General features: G+C 60.9%; 20 protein-coding genes. 11 read left to right on the plus strand and 9 right to left on the minus strand.

The features are described 5' to 3' along the window. Positions 1-16: 16 nt before the first annotated feature. Positions 17-451 carry a PilZ domain-containing protein gene (locus A7D21_RS17535; RefSeq protein ID WP_069552256.1) on the minus strand — a complete coding sequence of 145 codons (435 nt, stop codon included), beginning with the start codon at positions 449-451 and terminating at the stop codon, positions 17-19. On the opposite strand from A7D21_RS17535, the gene A7D21_RS17540 reads away from it, so the two are divergent. From A7D21_RS17540 to cysB, 5 genes are all read left to right on the plus strand, one after another. Further along, positions 450-836, plus strand: a complete 387-nt coding sequence (locus tag A7D21_RS17540) for a thioredoxin (protein ID WP_053255144.1) — start codon at positions 450-452, stop codon at positions 834-836. The two genes, A7D21_RS17535 and A7D21_RS17540, sit on opposite strands and share 2 nt — an antisense overlap. After that, positions 833-1,798 (plus strand): putative 2-dehydropantoate 2-reductase, encoded by a 966-nt coding sequence (locus A7D21_RS17545; protein ID WP_053255145.1) that lies wholly within the window; start codon positions 833-835, stop codon positions 1,796-1,798. The genes A7D21_RS17540 and A7D21_RS17545 overlap by 4 nt, the downstream gene beginning before the upstream one ends. Positions 1,799-1,812: 14 nt before the next feature. Further along, a complete protein-coding gene (locus A7D21_RS17550) occupies positions 1,813-2,730 on the plus strand; it encodes a 5'-nucleotidase (protein ID WP_053255146.1) in 918 nt (305 codons plus the stop codon). 70 nt (positions 2,731-2,800) lie between these two features. Further along, the gene (locus tag A7D21_RS17555) at positions 2,801-3,301 is read left to right on the plus strand and encodes a universal stress protein (RefSeq protein WP_053255147.1); all 501 of its coding nucleotides are present in this window, start codon (positions 2,801-2,803) and stop codon (positions 3,299-3,301) included. A 103-nt stretch (positions 3,302-3,404) separates the two neighbouring features. Beyond that, positions 3,405-4,379 (plus strand): HTH-type transcriptional regulator CysB, encoded by a 975-nt coding sequence (cysB, locus tag A7D21_RS17560; RefSeq protein WP_003189876.1) that lies wholly within the window; start codon positions 3,405-3,407, stop codon positions 4,377-4,379. A 5-nt stretch (positions 4,380-4,384) separates the two neighbouring features. On the opposite strand, the gene A7D21_RS17565 is transcribed toward cysB, so the two are convergent. Both A7D21_RS17565 and A7D21_RS17570 read right to left on the minus strand, forming a co-directional pair. Next, positions 4,385-4,867, minus strand: a complete 483-nt coding sequence (locus A7D21_RS17565) for a GreA/GreB family elongation factor (protein ID WP_053255148.1) — start codon at positions 4,865-4,867, stop codon at positions 4,385-4,387. A 12-nt stretch (positions 4,868-4,879) separates the two neighbouring features. After that, positions 4,880-5,248 (minus strand): hypothetical protein, encoded by a 369-nt coding sequence (locus A7D21_RS17570; protein WP_069552257.1) that lies wholly within the window; start codon positions 5,246-5,248, stop codon positions 4,880-4,882. A gap of 132 nt (positions 5,249-5,380) precedes the next feature. Between A7D21_RS17570 and earP the strand changes: the two genes are divergently transcribed. Together earP and A7D21_RS17580 are read left to right on the plus strand one after the other, a co-directional pair. Next, on the plus strand, positions 5,381-6,514 hold the full coding sequence (gene earP, locus A7D21_RS17575) for an elongation factor P maturation arginine rhamnosyltransferase EarP (RefSeq protein ID WP_069552258.1): 1,134 nt from the start codon (positions 5,381-5,383) through the stop codon (positions 6,512-6,514). A gap of 49 nt (positions 6,515-6,563) precedes the next feature. After that, positions 6,564-7,136: an elongation factor P gene (locus tag A7D21_RS17580; RefSeq protein ID WP_053255151.1), complete on the plus strand. Its 573-nt coding sequence runs from the start codon at positions 6,564-6,566 to the stop codon at positions 7,134-7,136. 62 nt (positions 7,137-7,198) lie between these two features. On the opposite strand, the gene A7D21_RS17585 is transcribed toward A7D21_RS17580, so the two are convergent. The 3 genes from A7D21_RS17585 to A7D21_RS17595 form a co-directional block, all read right to left on the minus strand. Next, entirely contained in the window at positions 7,199-7,618 is a 420-nt protein-coding gene (locus A7D21_RS17585; protein ID WP_034126737.1) for an organic hydroperoxide resistance protein, read from the minus strand. 201 nt (positions 7,619-7,819) lie between these two features. Further along, positions 7,820-8,272 carry a MarR family winged helix-turn-helix transcriptional regulator gene (locus tag A7D21_RS17590; RefSeq protein ID WP_053255152.1) on the minus strand — a complete coding sequence of 151 codons (453 nt, stop codon included), beginning with the start codon at positions 8,270-8,272 and terminating at the stop codon, positions 7,820-7,822. An 80-nt stretch (positions 8,273-8,352) separates the two neighbouring features. Continuing rightward, entirely contained in the window at positions 8,353-9,303 is a 951-nt protein-coding gene (locus A7D21_RS17595) for a LysR family transcriptional regulator (protein ID WP_053255358.1), read from the minus strand. A gap of 108 nt (positions 9,304-9,411) precedes the next feature. On the opposite strand from A7D21_RS17595, the gene A7D21_RS17600 reads away from it, so the two are divergent. Next, positions 9,412-10,161: a sulfite exporter TauE/SafE family protein gene (locus A7D21_RS17600; RefSeq protein WP_053255153.1), complete on the plus strand. Its 750-nt coding sequence runs from the start codon at positions 9,412-9,414 to the stop codon at positions 10,159-10,161. On the opposite strand, the gene A7D21_RS17605 is transcribed toward A7D21_RS17600, so the two are convergent. Then, entirely contained in the window at positions 10,151-11,032 is an 882-nt protein-coding gene (locus A7D21_RS17605; RefSeq protein ID WP_069552259.1) for a LysR family transcriptional regulator, read from the minus strand. The genes A7D21_RS17600 and A7D21_RS17605 overlap by 11 nt on opposite strands. A gap of 70 nt (positions 11,033-11,102) precedes the next feature. Between A7D21_RS17605 and A7D21_RS17610 the strand changes: the two genes are divergently transcribed. Together A7D21_RS17610 and A7D21_RS17615 are read left to right on the plus strand one after the other, a co-directional pair. After that, positions 11,103-11,309 (plus strand): DUF1127 domain-containing protein, encoded by a 207-nt coding sequence (locus tag A7D21_RS17610; protein ID WP_053255155.1) that lies wholly within the window; start codon positions 11,103-11,105, stop codon positions 11,307-11,309. 45 nt (positions 11,310-11,354) lie between these two features. After that, on the plus strand, positions 11,355-12,587 hold the full coding sequence (locus A7D21_RS17615; protein ID WP_069552260.1) for a winged helix-turn-helix domain-containing protein: 1,233 nt from the start codon (positions 11,355-11,357) through the stop codon (positions 12,585-12,587). 96 nt (positions 12,588-12,683) lie between these two features. On the opposite strand, the gene A7D21_RS17620 is transcribed toward A7D21_RS17615, so the two are convergent. Continuing rightward, positions 12,684-14,030 carry a class II 3-deoxy-7-phosphoheptulonate synthase gene (locus A7D21_RS17620; RefSeq protein ID WP_053255157.1) on the minus strand — a complete coding sequence of 449 codons (1,347 nt, stop codon included), beginning with the start codon at positions 14,028-14,030 and terminating at the stop codon, positions 12,684-12,686. A gap of 124 nt (positions 14,031-14,154) precedes the next feature. On the opposite strand from A7D21_RS17620, the gene A7D21_RS17625 reads away from it, so the two are divergent. Beyond that, positions 14,155-14,910, plus strand: a complete 756-nt coding sequence (locus A7D21_RS17625; protein ID WP_053255158.1) for a spermidine synthase — start codon at positions 14,155-14,157, stop codon at positions 14,908-14,910. 130 nt (positions 14,911-15,040) lie between these two features. Here A7D21_RS17625 and A7D21_RS17630 read toward each other — a convergent pair whose 3' ends face one another. Next, positions 15,041-15,832 (minus strand): crotonase/enoyl-CoA hydratase family protein, encoded by a 792-nt coding sequence (locus tag A7D21_RS17630; RefSeq protein ID WP_053255159.1) that lies wholly within the window; start codon positions 15,830-15,832, stop codon positions 15,041-15,043. Positions 15,833-15,920: the final 88 nt, after the last annotated feature.

A 15,920-nucleotide genomic window follows, 5' to 3' on the forward strand; every position in this document is an offset into this window, starting at 1 on the left:
ATGGGCAAAGCCGGCTTTAATCCAGCACTGGCGCCACAAAAGCCGCGTGGGAGAACTCAACGGCATGGCGCGAGACCCACTCGCGGGCCATGGCTTCGAGCTGCGCAGGCGTTGGCTCGGCCTCTTCGTGCAGGCGGCAGTAGCGTTCCATCTGGCACACTTGCTCGCCCATTCGTGCTCCGAACAACGCGTGCTCATCGGTAAAAGAGATGCCGACGCGATAGCCCTTATCGACTTTGCGGCACCAGGCGACATAGCCCGGATAACGGGCGCTGGCACCCAGGGACGGGATGCACAAATCAACGGCTGTGCCCTGGCGCAAGGCACGCGGGCAATTGCAGGCGACGCCGCCCAGGCCGATAGTGTGCAGGCGTTGCCGGGGAATGGCAGGGGAGGGACGTTGGATCAACTCGACAGCGACATCATCAGGGTGAGGTAAAAAACGACCCATGTACACGGACTCCGAGCGCCGTCCAGTTGACGGCAGTGGCAGCAGTATAGTGAAGGAACAGGAATTGACCGACCTGGATATTGACCAGCAATTGCTGGGATTGCCAGGTATTTCGCTTGTGGTGTTTACCAGCGTAGGGTGCTCCAGCTGCCGCTGGGCACGCCAGCAGTTGCCGAGTTGGACATTGCCGGTGGACCGCGTGTGCTGGGTCGATGCCGGGCACAATGGCGGAGCGGTCGAGCGCTACCAGATCTTTCATTTGCCCGCGTTGTTCCTCGTGTGCGAGGGTCAATTTCTTGGGCAATTACAGTCACGCCTTACGAATAAAGACCTTACCGACGCGGTGAATCACGCACTCACCCGCACACCAGAGGATTTGCCATGAGCGCAGTTGCACCCGAGTCGTCTCCACGTATTGGCATTATTGGCACCGGTGCTATCGGTGGGTTCTATGGGTTGATGCTGGCGCGTGCCGGGTTCGATGTGCACTTTCTGTTGCGCAGCGAATATGCAGCGGTCAGTGAGCATGGCCTGCACCTCAACAGCACGCTGCACGGCCAGTTGCACCTGCACCCGGTGCAGGCTTATGCCCGCGCCGCCGATATGCCGGCGTGCGATTGGCTGTTGATCGGGACCAAGTCCACCGGCAACGTGGACCTGGCCCCGACCATTGCCCAGGTCGCAGCGCCGGACGCCAGGGTGGTGCTGTTGCAAAACGGTCTCGACGTTGAAGACAGCCTGCGTGAACACCTGCCGCCGTCCCTGCACCTGCTGGGCGGCCTGTGCTATATCGGCGTGCATCGTGCCGCGCCCGGTGTCGTCGAGCATCAGGCCCTGGGCAGGGTCAACCTGGGCTATCACAGTGGCACGGCGGCCAATGATGAGGCGCGCCAGAAGGCGATTGTCGAGGAGGGCGCCGCGCTGTTTCACAAGGCCGGTATCGAGTCCCAGGCCATGGCCAGCGTACACTTGGCCCGCTGGCACAAGCTGGTGTGGAATGTGCCTTACAACGGCCTCTCCGTGTTACTGGGCACCGGCACTACCGCGATGATGGCGGATGAATCGAGCCGCGAACTCATCCAGGCATTGATGGCTGAAGTGGTCCAGGGCGCCCATGCCTGCGGTCATCACATCCCGGCCAGTTATGCCGAGCAGATGTTCGCCATGACCGAAACCATGGTTGACTACTTGCCGAGCATGTACCACGACCATGTGCATAAACGCCCGCTGGAGTTGGCGGCGATCTACGCACGGCCACTGGCCGCCGCCAAAGCGGCAGGTTGCGAATTGCCACGCATGGAAGCGCTTTACCAGGCGTTGAGTTTTATTGATCGGCACAACCGCTGATTCGGGGGCACACCATGGCAAAGGGATTGGGCGACAAGTTGGTGCTGGCGATTTCGTCGCGGGCGCTGTTCGACCTGAGCGACAGCCACAAGGTCTACTTGGCCGAAGGTGTGGAGGCTTACCGCAAATACCAGATCGAACACGAGGAAGAAACCCTGGAGCCCGGCGACGCGTTCCCACTCGTCAAGAAGTTGCTCAGTCTTAACGCCAGCCTGGGGCGTGCGCGTGTCGAGGTCGTCCTGGTGTCGCGCAACAGTGCCGATACCGGCTTGCGAGTGTTCAATTCGATCCAGCATTACGGTCTGGATATTTCCCGCGCTGCTTTCGTCGGCGGGCGTAGTCCCTATCCTTATTTGGCTGCATTCGGTTGCCATCTGTTTCTTTCGACCCATGCTGAAGACGTGCGCAGCGCACTCGACGCCGGCTTTGCGGCGGCGACGATTCTGTCGGGCGGTGCGCGTCGGGCATCGAGTGAAGAACTGCGGATTGCGTTCGACGGCGATGCGGTGCTGTTTTCCGATGAGTCGGAGCGGGTGTACCAGGCCGGCGGGCTGGCAGCGTTCCAGGCCAGCGAGCGCGAGTCGGCGCGCCAGCCTCTGCACGGCGGCCCGTTCAAGGGTTTCCTGGCGGCGCTCAACCTGTTGCAGCGTGAGTTCGCGGATGATGCATGCCCGATCCGCACGGCGCTGGTGACGGCGCGTTCGGCGCCCTCCCATGAGCGCGTGATTCGCACCTTGCGTGAATGGGATATCCGTTTGGACGAGTCGCTGTTCCTCGGCGGCCTGGAGAAATCCGCCTTTCTGGAGGCGTTCGCCGCCGACGTGTTTTTCGATGACCAGGCCGGTCATTGTGAGAAAGCCCGGGAAGTGGTGGCCACCGGGCATGTGCCCCATGGCATCAGTAATGAGTTGAAAATCCACACCGAGCGCTAAGTCAGCCGAAGTCGTCAAGGCGCTGCTAAGCTCATTCAATCGCCGCCATCCTGGCAGTCCAGGAGGTTCTATGATTCGTTCGATGCTGTATGCCACGGACCTCGGTCTGTATGCGCCCTATGTGATGCAACACGCGCTGGCGCTGGCCCGAACGTTCAAGGCGGATTTGTATGTGATCCATGTGGTCGAGCCGATTGGGCTGTTCGCCGAATCGGTGTTGCAGAGCTACCTTGATGAGCAGGCCTTGAGTGAATGGCAGAGCCAGGGGCTTAACACGGTCATGGCGTCGATCGAGCAGCGGGTACTGGACAGTTTTCGCGAGGAGTTGGGGGACGGCGAGCAAGACTTGAAGTTGATTCAGTCGGTGCGGGTGATTCAGGGCGACCCGTGCGAAGTGATTCTCGACCAGCTGCGTAAACTTTCCGTCGACCTGTTGATCGTAGGTAGTCACAGCCATGCAACCGCCGCCGCCACACCGCTGGGGCGCACAGCGGCGAGGGTGCTGCAACTGGCGACAGTGCCGGTTTACATGGTGCCGTCGTTGCAGCGTCGGCGCAGTGATGACAGTTGATCGGTGAAAACGATAAAAAGTTCTAGATTTATCCGTCTGACCTTTAATATAGTTATATACCGTCGCTGATACCCGTGGCGTCTATTTGCTTTGAGGGACATCTATGAAGCTTCAACAACTGCGCTACATCTGGGAAGTGGCGCACCACGACCTCAACGTTTCCGCTACCGCTCAAAGCCTCTACACCTCGCAACCCGGTATCAGCAAGCAGATCCGCCTGCTCGAAGACGAGCTGGGCGTCGAAGTGTTCGCGCGCAGCGGCAAGCACCTGACCCGCGTCACCCCGGCTGGCGAGCGCATCATCACCACCGCCGGCGAGATCCTGCGTAAAGTCGAAAGCATCAAGCAGATTGCCCAGGAATTCTCCAACGAGAAGAAAGGCACCCTGTCGATCGCCACCACTCACACCCAGGCGCGTTATGCGTTGCCGCCGGTGATCCGCGATTTCATCAAGCAGTACCCCGACGTGGCCCTGCACATGCACCAGGGTTCGCCGATGCAGATCGCCGAGATGGCCGCTGATGGCACCGTTGACTTCGCCATTGCCACCGAAGCCCTGGAGCTGTTTGGTGACCTGGTGATGATGCCGTGCTACCGCTGGAACCGTTGCGTGGTCGTGCCCCAGGGGCACCCGCTGGCCAAGCTGCCGAAGCTGACCCTCGAAGCCCTGGCTGAATACCCGATCGTGACTTACGTGTTTGGCTTTACCGGCCGTTCCAAGCTCGACGAAGCCTTCAGCCACCGCGGCCTCACGCCGAAAGTAGTGTTCACCGCCGCCGACGCCGACGTCATCAAGACTTACGTGCGCCTCGGTCTGGGCGTCGGCATCGTCGCCAAGATGGCGGTCGACACCAACCTCGACAAAGACCTGGTAGTACTCGACGCCAGCGAGTTGTTTGAATCCAGCGTGACCAAGATCGGCTTCCGCCGTGGCACATTCCTGCGCGGTTTCATGTGCGATTTCATCGAGAAATTCGCCCCACATTTGACCCGCGAAGTCATGGCCAAGGCGATCCAGTGCCACAACAAGCAGGAACTGGAAGAGCTCTTCGACGGCGTGGAATTGCCCGTCCACTGAGTGGTTTATTTGGCCTCGGTAACCGTAAAGTGTTGCCGAGCGCCTGCCACCAGAATCTCCACCTCATCCCCTTCGAACTTGCCCAGCAGGCTTTTGCCCAGAGGTGAACGCGGGGTGATGACGGTTACCGGTTGCCCCACCACATCGACTTTCAAGCCGGCTGCATCCGGCGCCAGGAACAGCCACTGTTGGCGACCGTTCTCGTCTTCCAGGCCCAGTAGTGCACCGACTTCTATGCCGCGCTGATCATCATAAGCGCGCAGTTGCAGGGTGTGGCACAGCGTCAGCGCCTGCTTGATTTCCTCGACGCGCTTGGCCTGCCCAGCCGCCAGGTAGGAAGCTTCCAGCCCCAGGGTGTCGTACTTGTTTTCCGCAATGTTTTCTTCGTGGGTCGCGGTTTCGTAGGCGGTCTGCGCGGCGCGTTGGGCGATGTCGAGGTCGACGGAGAGCTTTTCCAGGACCAACTGGTGGACGGCGTGTTTATTCATGGCTGTGCTTGATCATTCGCAAAATTGCAGGACGTTCGCCTTGCTCTTTTCAGTGGGGGCGTTCTGGTCCTGCTGTAGCCAGAACTGGCATTTGGGGTTGGACAGGTTGCGCGCGTTGTTGCGCGCCTGGTCCAGGCTTTGCTGTTGTTCCTGCTTGCGCAGGTTCTCCTGGTACTGCTCAAACATGCGGTTCGGTGGCTCCGGCGCAACCACCGCAGGCTTGCCCAATTGCTGAACCGCCTGAGCAACCGGCGCCAGGGTTTGCACAAACACGTAGCGCGATGCCAGCCAGGCGGTCAGCACAATGGCGATAAAGCCAAGCCACAGGCCAAAAGCCACAGCCATACTGAGCTTGAACAGCGATAACGGACGATCAGACATGATGGCCTCCTGGCAGGCATTGACGGCGTGACGGCGATTGTCGCACAGCCACTGTGCAGAATAATCGCGATCAAGCCTTCTGCATCCGCGCATTTATGCGGACAATCGAGCCTTTGATCGTTGGAGCCCGGAATGAAAGCCCGCTGGGATATTTTTTGCAGCGTCGTCGACAACTACGGCGACATCGGCGTGACCTGGCGCCTGGCCCGGCAATTGGTGGTGGAGCATCGCTGCGAAGTGCGTTTGTGGGTCGATGACCTGCGCGCCTTCGAGCGCATGTGCCCCGAGATTGATGTGCACCTGGACCAGCAATGGCAAGAGGGTGTGGAGGTTCGCCATTGGCCGGCGCAGTGGCACGACACGCCCTCTGCCGATGTGGTGATTGCCGCTTTCGCCTGCCAGCTGCCGGCCGATTATATGGAAGCCATGGCCACGCGGGAGCGCACGCCGTTGTGGATGAACCTGGATTACCTCAGCGCTGAAGACTGGGTGGTGGGGTGCCATCGCTTGCCGTCGGTGAAGTTCAAGGGCGTGCAGAAGTACTTCTTCTTCCCAGGCTTTCGTCCGGGCACGGGCGGGCTGTTACGCGAATGCGGGTTATTGGAGCAGCGTCAGGCATTTCAGCAAGACGGCGCAGCGCAACACCAATTCCTGCAGTCGATGGGCATCGTTCCGGTAGCGGGTGCGCGGCTGATGTCGTTGTTTGCCTATGAAAATGCCGGGCTCGCCAGTTGGCTGGACGTATTGGCGACGGACGGGCGTGCCACTCATCTATTGGTTCCGGAAGGGCGCATCCTCGGCGACGTACAGCGTTGGCTCGGTGTGGAAGGGCTGGCGGTCGGGGATATCCATCAACGTGCTGCCCTGACCGTGCAGGTACTGCCGTTCGTACGGCAGGAGCAATATGACCGCCTGCTGTGGTGCTGCGACTTCAACGCCGTGCGCGGCGAAGACTCGTTCGTGCGTGCCCAATGGGCCGGGCGGCCGTTGCTCTGGCACATCTACCGCCAGGACGAAGACATCCATCTGGACAAGCTCGATGCTTTCCTGACGCTCTACACCGCCGCCTTATCGCCCGCCGCCAAGGTCGCTGTCGTGACCCTGTGGCAAGCCTGGAACGCTGATGGCGATATGACACAGGCGTGGAAAATGCTCATGGAACACTGGCCGGAGGTGCACCACCACGCGCAAACGTGGTGTCTGGAACAAGGCTTGCAGGCCGATCTTGCTACGGCGCTGGTACAGTTTTATGAAAGTTGGATATGATACGCCACCTTGATTTTTGTAAATCCCATCCAAATTTCGGATATACGCAATGAAAACTGGTAAAGAGCTGAAACCCGGTACCGTCATCAAGCTCGAAAACGACCCTTGGTTGGTTCAGAAAGCTGAGTTCACCAAGTCTGGTCGTAACAGCGCAATCATGAAGACCAAGCTGAAGAACCTGCTGACCGGCTACAAGACCGAGATCGTCTACAGCGCCGATGACAAACTGGAAGACGTGATCCTCGACCGCAAAGAAGCGACCCTGTCCTTCATCAGCGGCGACACCTACACGTTCATGGACACCACCGACTACACCATGTACGAGCTGAACGCTGAAGATATCGAAGCCGTTCTGCCGTTCATCGAAGAAGGTATGGAAGACGTCTGCGAAGCGATCTTCTTCGAAGACCGTCTGGTTTCCGTAGAGCTGCCGACCACCATCGTGCGTAAAGTTGCCTACACCGAAGGTTCCGCTCGCGGCGACACTTCGGGCAAGGTGATGAAGCCTGCCAAACTGGCTAACGGTACCGAGCTGCAAGTTGCTGATTTCATCGAAATCGACGACATGATCGAGATCGACACCCGTGAAGGTGGTTCGTACAAAGGTCGCGCCAAGAAGTAATTCTGGCTCCGCGATACAAAAAACCCGACCTGGCGTCGGGTTTTTTTATGGGCGTCTATTTATCAGACCGTCACGTGCAAACGCACATCGACGTTGCCACGGGTGGCGTTGGAGTACGGGCAGACTTGGTGGGCGGCATCGACCAGGCTTTGCGCGTCATCTTGGGCCAGGCCCGGCAGGCTCACGTGCAGGTCGATGTCCAGGCCGAAACCACCGGGGATTTGACCAATGCCGACGTGGGCGGTGATCGAAGCGTCATCCGGGATTTTGCGCTTGGTCTGGCTGGCGACAAACTTCAGGGCGCCGATAAAGCAGGCCGAGTAGCCGGCAGCAAACAGTTGTTCAGGGTTGGTGGCCTGGCCGCCGGCACCGCCCAGTTCTTTGGGGGTGGACAGTTTGACGTCGAGGATGTTGTCGCTGGAAACCGCACGACCATCACGGCCGCCGGTGGCGGTGGCTACTGCGGTATAGAGAGTTTGCATGGTGTCGTCCTCTTGGTTTGTTAGCGCTAAATATTTGCGCGCTAAGTAGTTGGTGAGGCAAATGTATAGCGCTAATGTTTAGCGCGCAAGATAAATTACAAAAAATTTTGCACGGGTTGACCCATTGGCACACGGCACAAACAAATGTGCGAGCAGGCAAGCCAACTCCCACAGGGGGGAGTTGGCGTTTGGTCTATCGCCTCAGACGTTAGCCTGCAGATTTCTGCGCAACGCAATCAAATCGCTTTGCAGCTTGCGCAACTGCTCCAGCTCCAGGCCGCTGGCGCCGAGGATGCAGTGCGGGATTCCCATGGCTTTGTCTTGCAATGCACGGCCGGTGGCGGTGAGCTCCACTACGACCACGCGCTCATCTTCACGGCTGCGGGTGCGGCTGAGCAGGCCTTCGGCTTCCAGGCGCTTGAGCAAGGGGGTCAGTGAGCCCGGATCGGTCAGCAAGCGACTGCTGATTTCGCCCACGGTCAAACCATCTTCTTCCCACAGCACCATCATGGCCAGGTACTGCGGATAGGTCAGGCCAAGGGCTTGCAGCAACGGCTTGTAGACCTTGGTCATCAGCAGCGAGGTGGAGTGCAGGGCGAAGCACAGCTGGTTGTCCAGCATCAATGCTTGGCAAGGGGCGGGGTTTTTGCTCATGGCGGTGCCTCGAAAAAGCGTGTCTGGGCTGGAATCTAGCGGGCAAATCTTTAATGCGCCAGATAATTCTGGCCGAGTGCTCAGACCAGGCCGCTTTGCAGTGCCAGATCCCACGGTGGCACGGGGCTGAAGCGCGACTTGAGGTATTCCAGCAACAACCGACTACGCGCATTGGCCTGTTGTTCCAGGCGCAGCGCGTAGATGCCGGTGGTTTCCGGGCTGGGTAGGCCGTCTTCGCAAAACAGTGGTAGCAGTTCACCCCGCACCAGGTATTCACTGGCCAGCCAGGTCGGCAAATGCGCAATACCCAGCCCGGCGAGCGCGCCCGAGAGCAGCGCTTCGGCATTATTGGCACTCATGCGAATGCGCCGTGGGCGATAAGTGGCGCGGCGCCCATCCAGTTCAAAGCGCCAGGCGAACATCGGCGCCAGGCCGTCCCAGTCGAGGCCGTCATGTTCACTCAGCTCGCTGGGATGGGTCGGCGTGCCACGACTTTTCAAGTACGCCGGGCTGGCGCAGGCGATACGCACGATGCTGGCCAAGGGCGTGGCGATCAGGCGGGTGTCGACGATATGCCCGGCGCGCAGCACCAGGTCGACCTTGCCCAGATGGGCGCCCTGCATATCGACGAAGCTGTCGATCAAATGCAGGTGCACGTCGAGCCCCGGGTACACCTTCAAAAAGTCGGCAATCACCGGCGCCAAGTGCCGTCGTCCGAACGCGGCCGGGGCGTCCACACGAATCAAGCCTTCTGGCGCATGGCTCAATGACACCGCCTCGGCACGCGCCAACTGCAACTCGCTGACGATTCGCCGCGCTCGCTCCGCGAAGGCCAGGCCCGCCGGGGTCGGCACCACGGCGTGGGTGCTGCGCTGAAACAAGCGGCTGCCCACCGAATTTTCCAGGCTGTCGATGCGTCGGGCCACTGCCGAAGGGGTCAGCGGATGCCGGCGGGCGGCGGCGGAAAAACTGCCGGTCTCCAGTACATCGAGAAACAGGCCGAGTTGATCGGTCAGGGCATTCGGGTTCATGGGCAAGCGCTTATGCGAGATTGGCACAGCCATTGTGCGTTGCTGTGCCTTTGCGCGCCAGAGCCGACTGCGTAGCATGCGAGGCCTGGGCTTCTGGAGTAATGAGCGGTGTTGGATCTAGCGATGTATCTGGTATTGGGCGCGGCCCTCGGCACCGTGGGCGGTCTGTTCGGCATTGGTGGCGGGTTGATTGCGATCCCGGTACTCGGCGTGCTGTTCGGTCTCGATCAACAGCTTGCCCAAGGCACCGCGCTGGTGATGGTGGTGCCTAACGTCATGTTGGCCCTGTGGCGTTACCACCAGCGCAACCGTATCGAACTGCGTCACGCGTTACCGTTGGGTGTCATGGGCTTCAGCTTTGCCTGGCTCGGCTCGATCTGGGCGGTCGGCCTGGATGCCGGCGCCATGCGCATCGGTTTTATTGCGTTCTTGCTGACGTTGTCGGCGTACAACCTGCTGCGCATGTTCACCCGGAATGCGCCGCCGACGGCGCAGATGCGGTATTCCTGGCCATGGCTCGGCGTGCTGGGTGCCGCGTCGGGCTCCATGGGCGGTTTGTTTGGTGTGGGCGGCGCGGTGGTGGCCACGCCGGTGTTGACCAGCCTGTTCGGCACCACCCAGGTGGTCGCCCAAGGCTTGTCCCTGGCCCTGGCGTTGCCCAGCACCAGCGTCACCCTGGTCACCTACGCCTGGCACCACGAGGTGGACTGGATGATCGGTGTTCCACTGGCGGTGGGTGGCCTGCTGAGTATCAGTTGGGGCGTGAAAGTTGCCCACGCGCTGCCGGAACGGGTACTGCGCGGCTTGTTTTGCGGTTTTCTGGCGGTGTGCGCGGTGATGCTCACCTTTAAAGTTTGAAGCCTTCAAGGATGTACTCGGCCAGGCATTCGGTTATCGGCGAGGTCATGGCCGGGTTGCGCAGCAGGCGCAAATTAACCGACGGCAGCGGTGGAAATCCCTCGTCACTGCCCAGTACCCGCAGGTCGTCTGTCACCAGGCTTTGCATGCTGACGGTGACTGCCAGGCCTGCGCTGACCACCGCCTGGATCGCCGCCCCGTTGGAGCTGTGATAGGCCAGGCGATAGTCGCGCCCAATGGATTCGAGGGCAGAGCGAGTCCAGTGGGTGCAGAAGCTGTCCACCCCGGAAATAGCCAATGGCAGCGACTCATGCTCGTCCACACAGAAGCACGGCGCCGCCACCCAGACCATGCGCTCATTGCGCAACAGTTCGCCGATTTCACTCCCGGGCTCCCGGCTGATCACGGTGAGGGCCAGATCGCGGCGCTGCATCAATACCAATGACGATTCGCAGTGCATTTCGATCTGGATCAACGGGTAGGCTTTGGAAAACCGTTTGAGGATGCCCGGCAGATAACGCATCACGTAGTCGTCTGGCGTACCGATACGTACCAACCCGACCATGTGCGGTTCGCGCAGCGTGTTGAACACCTCACTGTGCAGCTTCAGGATGCGCCGCGCATAACCGAGCAGCACTTGGCCTTCGGGCGTCAGCCGCACCTGGCGGCCGTCGCGTTCGAACAGTTTGCGTTGCAGCACGTCTTCTTCCAGGCGCTTCATCTGCATGCTCACCGCTGATTGCGTGCGATTGACCAGCTCGCCGGCCCGGGTAAAACCGCCCTGGTCGGCGATGGCGACGAAGGTACGCAGCACGTCGGTGTCGATGCTCGGGTAGTCGGACAATTGATCAATCTCCGAGATGTATTGCATAAGAAACATTCGTTGGATTGATCATAAGGCCAGGCACACACTCTCGTCATCCCCACTGGAGGGCGAGAAGATGAAAGGTCAGAAAGGTTTTGTGTTGATGACGAAACGTCCGTTTTTCGGGCTGTTTCAGGTGGTGGCCCGTTGGCAGGCACTGCACCACGAGCGTCAGGTGCTGGCGAGCTTGAGTGATGACGCACTCAAGGACATCGGGCTCAATCGTGGCGATGTGGAGCAGGATCGCCACCTGCCTTTCTGGCAAGACCCGCTGCGAAAATGACCCAGGATGCAGTAGTGTAGTCGGCGCGCCCATACGGAGAATCCCATGCCCGTCGACCTGTGTTTTTCACTCAAGCAAGCTCGACGCATGGCGCTGGTGGCCCAGGGTTTTTCCGGGCGCCAGGCGCCAGCGGTGATCAAGGCTGCGCACCTCAACCGGGTGATTGATCGCTTGGGCGTGTTACAGATCGATTCGGTCAATGCGGTAGTGCGCTCGCATTATCTGCCGCTGTTTTCCCGCCTGGGTGATTACGCCCCTTTGCTTCTTGAAGACGCCGCCTGGAGCCAAGGGCGGCGGCGTTCGCTATTTGAATACTGGGGCCATGAGGCCTCTTTGCTGCCAATGGCGCTGTACCCGTTGATGCGCTGGCGCATGGAACGGGCAAAGCTGGGGCAGGGGATCTATGCGCAGATGGCGCGTTTTGGGCGTGAGCAGCAAGCCACTGTTCATCGCGTCCTGCAGGCCGTCGAGGAGCGGGGCGCGTTGGGCGCGGGCAGCTTGTCCACCCGTGAAGAGCGTGCCGGCCCTTGGTGGGATTGGAGTGATGAAAAACACGCGCTGGAATGGCTGTTCGCCGCCGGCCTGGTCACCGTCGCAGGGCGACGTGGTTTTGAGCGGCTCTACGATTTGCCCGAGCGGGTCATCCCCGTCGGCATCCTTCAACAATCCCCCTTGAGCGAAGCTGAGGCCCAGCGCGGCTTGCTGCTGCACAGTGCGAAGGCATTGGGGGTGGCCACTGAAAAGGACCTGCGTGATTATTTCCGCCTGGACCCCGCCGACAGCCGCAGCCGATTGGCCGAGTTGGTCGAGGACGAGCAGTTGCTGGCGTGCCGGGTGCAAGGCTGGAAGCAGCCGGCGTACTGCCTGCCTGAGCCGAAAGTGCCCCGCACGGTGCCGGCCAGTGCGTTGCTGTCGCCCTTCGATTCGCTGATCTGGGAGCGCAGCCGCACTGAGCGGCTGTTCGATTTTCGCTATCGGCTGGAAATCTACACCCCGCAGGCAAAGCGGGTGTACGGCTACTACGTGCTGCCGTTTTTACACAACGAGCGCATTGCTGCGCGCGTGGACCTGCGCGCCGAACGCGCCAACGGGCGCTTGGCGGTGCATGCGGTACACGAAGAGGCGCCGGGGCTGGACGACGCCGGGATGCAGGCGTTGGCGTTGAACCTGCGGCAAATGGCTGACTGGCTGGGGTTGGAACAGGTCCAGCTCAATTGCCAGCGGCCGAGTGCTGCGCGGTTAAGAGCAGCCATGCTCGACGTGGACAGTGGCCTTTAGCGCGCCATCGCGGGCAAGCCCGACGCCGACAGGAGTACGCGGTTGAAGGTGGGCGCCGGGCGCGCCCGCGATGGCGCGACCGGTCGAGTCAATCTCTCAGCGTTTGACTTGTTTCAACGTCTCGGCAATCAGAAACGCCAGTTCCAGCGACTGGTCGGCATTCATCCGTGGGTCGCAATGGGTGTGGTAGCGGTCCGACAAGCCGTCTTCGGTGATCGGCCGTGCGCCGCCGATGCATTCGGTAACGTTCTGCCCGGTCATCTCGATGTGAATCCCGCCGGCATACGAGCCCTCGGCCTGATGCACCTGGAAGAACTCCTTCACCTCACCCAGAATCTGCGCAAAGTCGCGGGTCTTGTAGCCGCTGCTGGCCTTGATGGTGTTGCCGTGCATCGGGTCCGAACTCCACAGCACCTGCTTGCCTTCGCGCTGTACGGCGCGGATCAGGTTGGGCAGGTGGTCGCCGACCTTGCCGGCGCCCATGCGCGCGATCAGGTTGAGGCGGCCGGGGTCGTTGTCCGGGTTGAGGATGTCGATCAGACGGATCAGGTCCTCCGGGTTCATGCTCGGGCCGACCTTGACGCCAATCGGGTTGTTCACCCCGCGCAGGAATTCGACGTGGGCACCGTCCAACTGACGGGTGCGGTCGCCGATCCACAACATGTGGGCCGAGCAATCGTAGTAGTCGTTGGTCAGGCTGTCGCGGCGCACGAAGGCCTGTTCATAGTTGAGCAGCAGCGCTTCGTGGGCAGTGAAGAAGCTGGTTTCGCGCAGCTGCGGTGAGCTGTCCATGCCGCAGGCGCGCATGAAGGCCAGGGTTTCGTCGATGCGGTCCGCCAGTTGGCTGTACTTCTCGGCCAGTGCGGAGTTGGCGATGAAGTCCAGGTTCCATTTGTGCACTTGATGCAGGTCGGCAAAACCGCCCTGGGCAAACGCGCGCAGCAGGTTCAGCGTGGCGGTGGACTGGTGATAGGACTGCAGCAGGCGGTCGGGGTCCGGCACGCGGCTTTTTTCGTCGAAACCGATGCCGTTGACGATGTCGCCGCGGTAGGCGGGCAGGGTAATGCCGTCGATGGTTTCATCGTTGGCCGAGCGCGGCTTGGCGAACTGGCCGGCCATGCGCCCGACTTTCACCACCGGGCAGCCGGCGGCGAAGGTCATCACGATCGCCATCTGCAGCAGCACCTTGAAGGTGTCGCGGATTTTTGCCGCCGAGAACTCGGCGAAGCTCTCGGCGCAGTCGCCGCCCTGCAACAGGAACGCGCGGCCCTGGGTTACTTCGGCAAACTGACGGCGCAACTCGCGGGCTTCCCCGGCAAACACCAGTGGCGGGTAGCTGGCCAGGTTCTGCTCCACGTGCAGCAAGTGTGCAGCGTCCGGGTACTGGGGTTGTTGCTGGATCGGCAGGGCGCGCCAGCTGTCGGGGCTCCAGGGTTGGCTCATCGTGAACTCGATTGGTTGATTGACGGTCGGGCACCAATGTTATCAGCAATTAGTGCGTGACCTGTTGCCGCCGCTTGGCCGACAATCGCGCCTTTGCCGTGCGGTAAACCCATTAGGAGTAGTGATGACCGAGGAGCGTGTCGAGCGCCTGCTGGCCGAAGTCCATGATGATTTCGGCATGATCCGTGTGCTCGAAGTGGCCGACTACCGGTTTCTCGAGTTTGGCGATGCCATCGAGCAAAGCTGCGTATTTACCGCCGACCCCAGCTGGCTGGAGTACGACTACACCCGCGCCATGTTGATCGGTGCGTTGTGCCATGAGCAGCCGGAGAGCGCGCTGTTCCTGGGCCTTGGCGCCGGCACGCTGACCCAGGCGTGCCTCAAGTTCCTGCCGCTGGAAGACGTCGAAGCCATCGAGCTGCGCCCGGATGTGCCACGCCTGGCCATTGAGTACCTGGGGCTGGATGACGACCCGCGCTTGTACATCCGCATTGGTGACGCCCTGCAATTGCTCGACACCGCCGAGCCGGCCGACCTGATTTTCGTCGACTTGTATACGGATGTTGGCCCGGGCGTCGGGCATCTGGCCTGGACCTTCCTGGAAAACTGCCAAAAGAAACTCAACCCGGGTGGCTGGCTGGTGATCAACCAATGGGCCACCGACGACGGCAAACCGCTGGGCGCAGCCTTGCTGCGCGGGTTGTATCACCGGCATTACTGGGAGCTGCCGGTGAAGGAGGGCAATGTGATTCTGCTGGTGCCTTCGGAGCTGGATCAGGCGCTTGATCTGGGTGCCCTCACGGCGCGCGCCGAGGCGTTGGCGCCGCGGTTGGGGTATTCGTTGCAGGCGTTGATCAAGGCGATTCGGCCGGCGACTTAGTTGCCTGTTCCGACGCCTTCACGAACAAGCCCGCTCCCGCCCGACCGCATTCCAAAGGATGTACGCGTACAAACGGGGCGCGGGCTTGCTCGCGAAGTGGCCAGCACTGTCGACTGCTAAATCAAGGTGCTCAAATTCCTTTAAACACCCCCGGCCGCTTCTCAACCATCGCCCGCACACCTTCTTTGGCATCCTCACTGTTCAACAATTTCTCCACCACCGCCTGCAACCCTGCCGCCGCGACGGTTTCACCTTGCATGCGCGCCTGGCGCGCCGACATCAACGTCGCCTGCACCCCCAGCGGCGCCTGGCGGGCAATGCGACTGGCCAACTCGATGGCACGGGGCAGCAGGTCTTCGCTGGCCATCACTTCCTGCACCAGCCCGAGACGCAGGGCTTCATGCGCGTCGAATTCATCGCCGGTGAGCAACCAGCGCATCGCATTGCCCCAGCCGGCCACTTGATGAAAGCGCAGTGTCGCGCCGCCAAACGGAAAGATCCCACGCTGTACTTCCATCTGCGCAAAGCGTGTGTTGCTCGCGCAAATATTGATATCCGCCGCGAGCATCAACTCGATACCGATAGTCAAGCAGTAACCCTGAGCCGCGACGATCACCGGTTTGCTGACCCTGGGCCCGGCAAATACACCCCACGGATCGCACCCGCCCAGGGGCGGTTGCCAGCCGCCCGACATCACGCCGCTGACATTGATCAGGTCCAGCCCGGCGGTGAAGTGGTCGCCGTGGGCAAACACCACGGCGACCCGCGCCTCGTCGTTTCGATCAAATTCGCCGTAAGCCAGGCTCAGCTCATTGAGCAACTCCAGGTCAAAGGCGTTGCGCTTTTCCACCCGGTTCAGGCCCAACAGCAGGACATGGCCCTGTAATTCACGACTGACGCGACGGCTGCTGGCTTGATTCATCGGGTGTGCCCTCAGGGCTTGGTTAAGGTTTCAGACCGAAGGGTCTTGATGGAGAGGTGAACCGTTTAAGTGTTATGACCAACAGGGC

Source organism: Pseudomonas sp. AP19 (assembly GCF_001728855.1).
In the GTDB taxonomy this organism is placed as follows: Bacteria; Pseudomonadota; Gammaproteobacteria; order Pseudomonadales; family Pseudomonadaceae; genus Aquipseudomonas; species Aquipseudomonas fluorescens.

Coding starts and splice junctions, on each gene's coding strand:
- A7D21_RS17540 (WP_053255144.1), top strand. CDS start 450: ATGTACACGGACTCCGAGCGCCGTCCAGTTGACGGCAGTGGCAGCAGT.
- A7D21_RS17535 (WP_069552256.1), bottom strand. CDS start 451: ATGGGTCGTTTTTTACCTCACCCTGATGATGTCGCTGTCGAGTTGATC.
- A7D21_RS17545 (WP_053255145.1), top strand. CDS start 833: ATGAGCGCAGTTGCACCCGAGTCGTCTCCACGTATTGGCATTATTGGC.
- A7D21_RS17550 (WP_053255146.1), top strand. CDS start 1,813: ATGGCAAAGGGATTGGGCGACAAGTTGGTGCTGGCGATTTCGTCGCGG.
- A7D21_RS17555 (WP_053255147.1), top strand. CDS start 2,801: ATGATTCGTTCGATGCTGTATGCCACGGACCTCGGTCTGTATGCGCCC.
- cysB (WP_003189876.1), top strand. CDS start 3,405: ATGAAGCTTCAACAACTGCGCTACATCTGGGAAGTGGCGCACCACGAC.
- A7D21_RS17565 (WP_053255148.1), bottom strand. CDS start 4,867: ATGAATAAACACGCCGTCCACCAGTTGGTCCTGGAAAAGCTCTCCGTC.
- A7D21_RS17570 (WP_069552257.1), bottom strand. CDS start 5,248: ATGTCTGATCGTCCGTTATCGCTGTTCAAGCTCAGTATGGCTGTGGCT.
- earP (WP_069552258.1), top strand. CDS start 5,381: ATGAAAGCCCGCTGGGATATTTTTTGCAGCGTCGTCGACAACTACGGC.
- A7D21_RS17580 (WP_053255151.1), top strand. CDS start 6,564: ATGAAAACTGGTAAAGAGCTGAAACCCGGTACCGTCATCAAGCTCGAA.
- A7D21_RS17585 (WP_034126737.1), bottom strand. CDS start 7,618: ATGCAAACTCTCTATACCGCAGTAGCCACCGCCACCGGCGGCCGTGAT.
- A7D21_RS17590 (WP_053255152.1), bottom strand. CDS start 8,272: ATGAGCAAAAACCCCGCCCCTTGCCAAGCATTGATGCTGGACAACCAG.
- A7D21_RS17595 (WP_053255358.1), bottom strand. CDS start 9,303: ATGAACCCGAATGCCCTGACCGATCAACTCGGCCTGTTTCTCGATGTA.
- A7D21_RS17605 (WP_069552259.1), bottom strand. CDS start 11,032: ATGCAATACATCTCGGAGATTGATCAATTGTCCGACTACCCGAGCATC.
- A7D21_RS17610 (WP_053255155.1), top strand. CDS start 11,103: ATGAAAGGTCAGAAAGGTTTTGTGTTGATGACGAAACGTCCGTTTTTC.
- A7D21_RS17615 (WP_069552260.1), top strand. CDS start 11,355: ATGCCCGTCGACCTGTGTTTTTCACTCAAGCAAGCTCGACGCATGGCG.
- A7D21_RS17620 (WP_053255157.1), bottom strand. CDS start 14,030: ATGAGCCAACCCTGGAGCCCCGACAGCTGGCGCGCCCTGCCGATCCAG.
- A7D21_RS17625 (WP_053255158.1), top strand. CDS start 14,155: ATGACCGAGGAGCGTGTCGAGCGCCTGCTGGCCGAAGTCCATGATGAT.
- A7D21_RS17630 (WP_053255159.1), bottom strand. CDS start 15,832: ATGAATCAAGCCAGCAGCCGTCGCGTCAGTCGTGAATTACAGGGCCAT.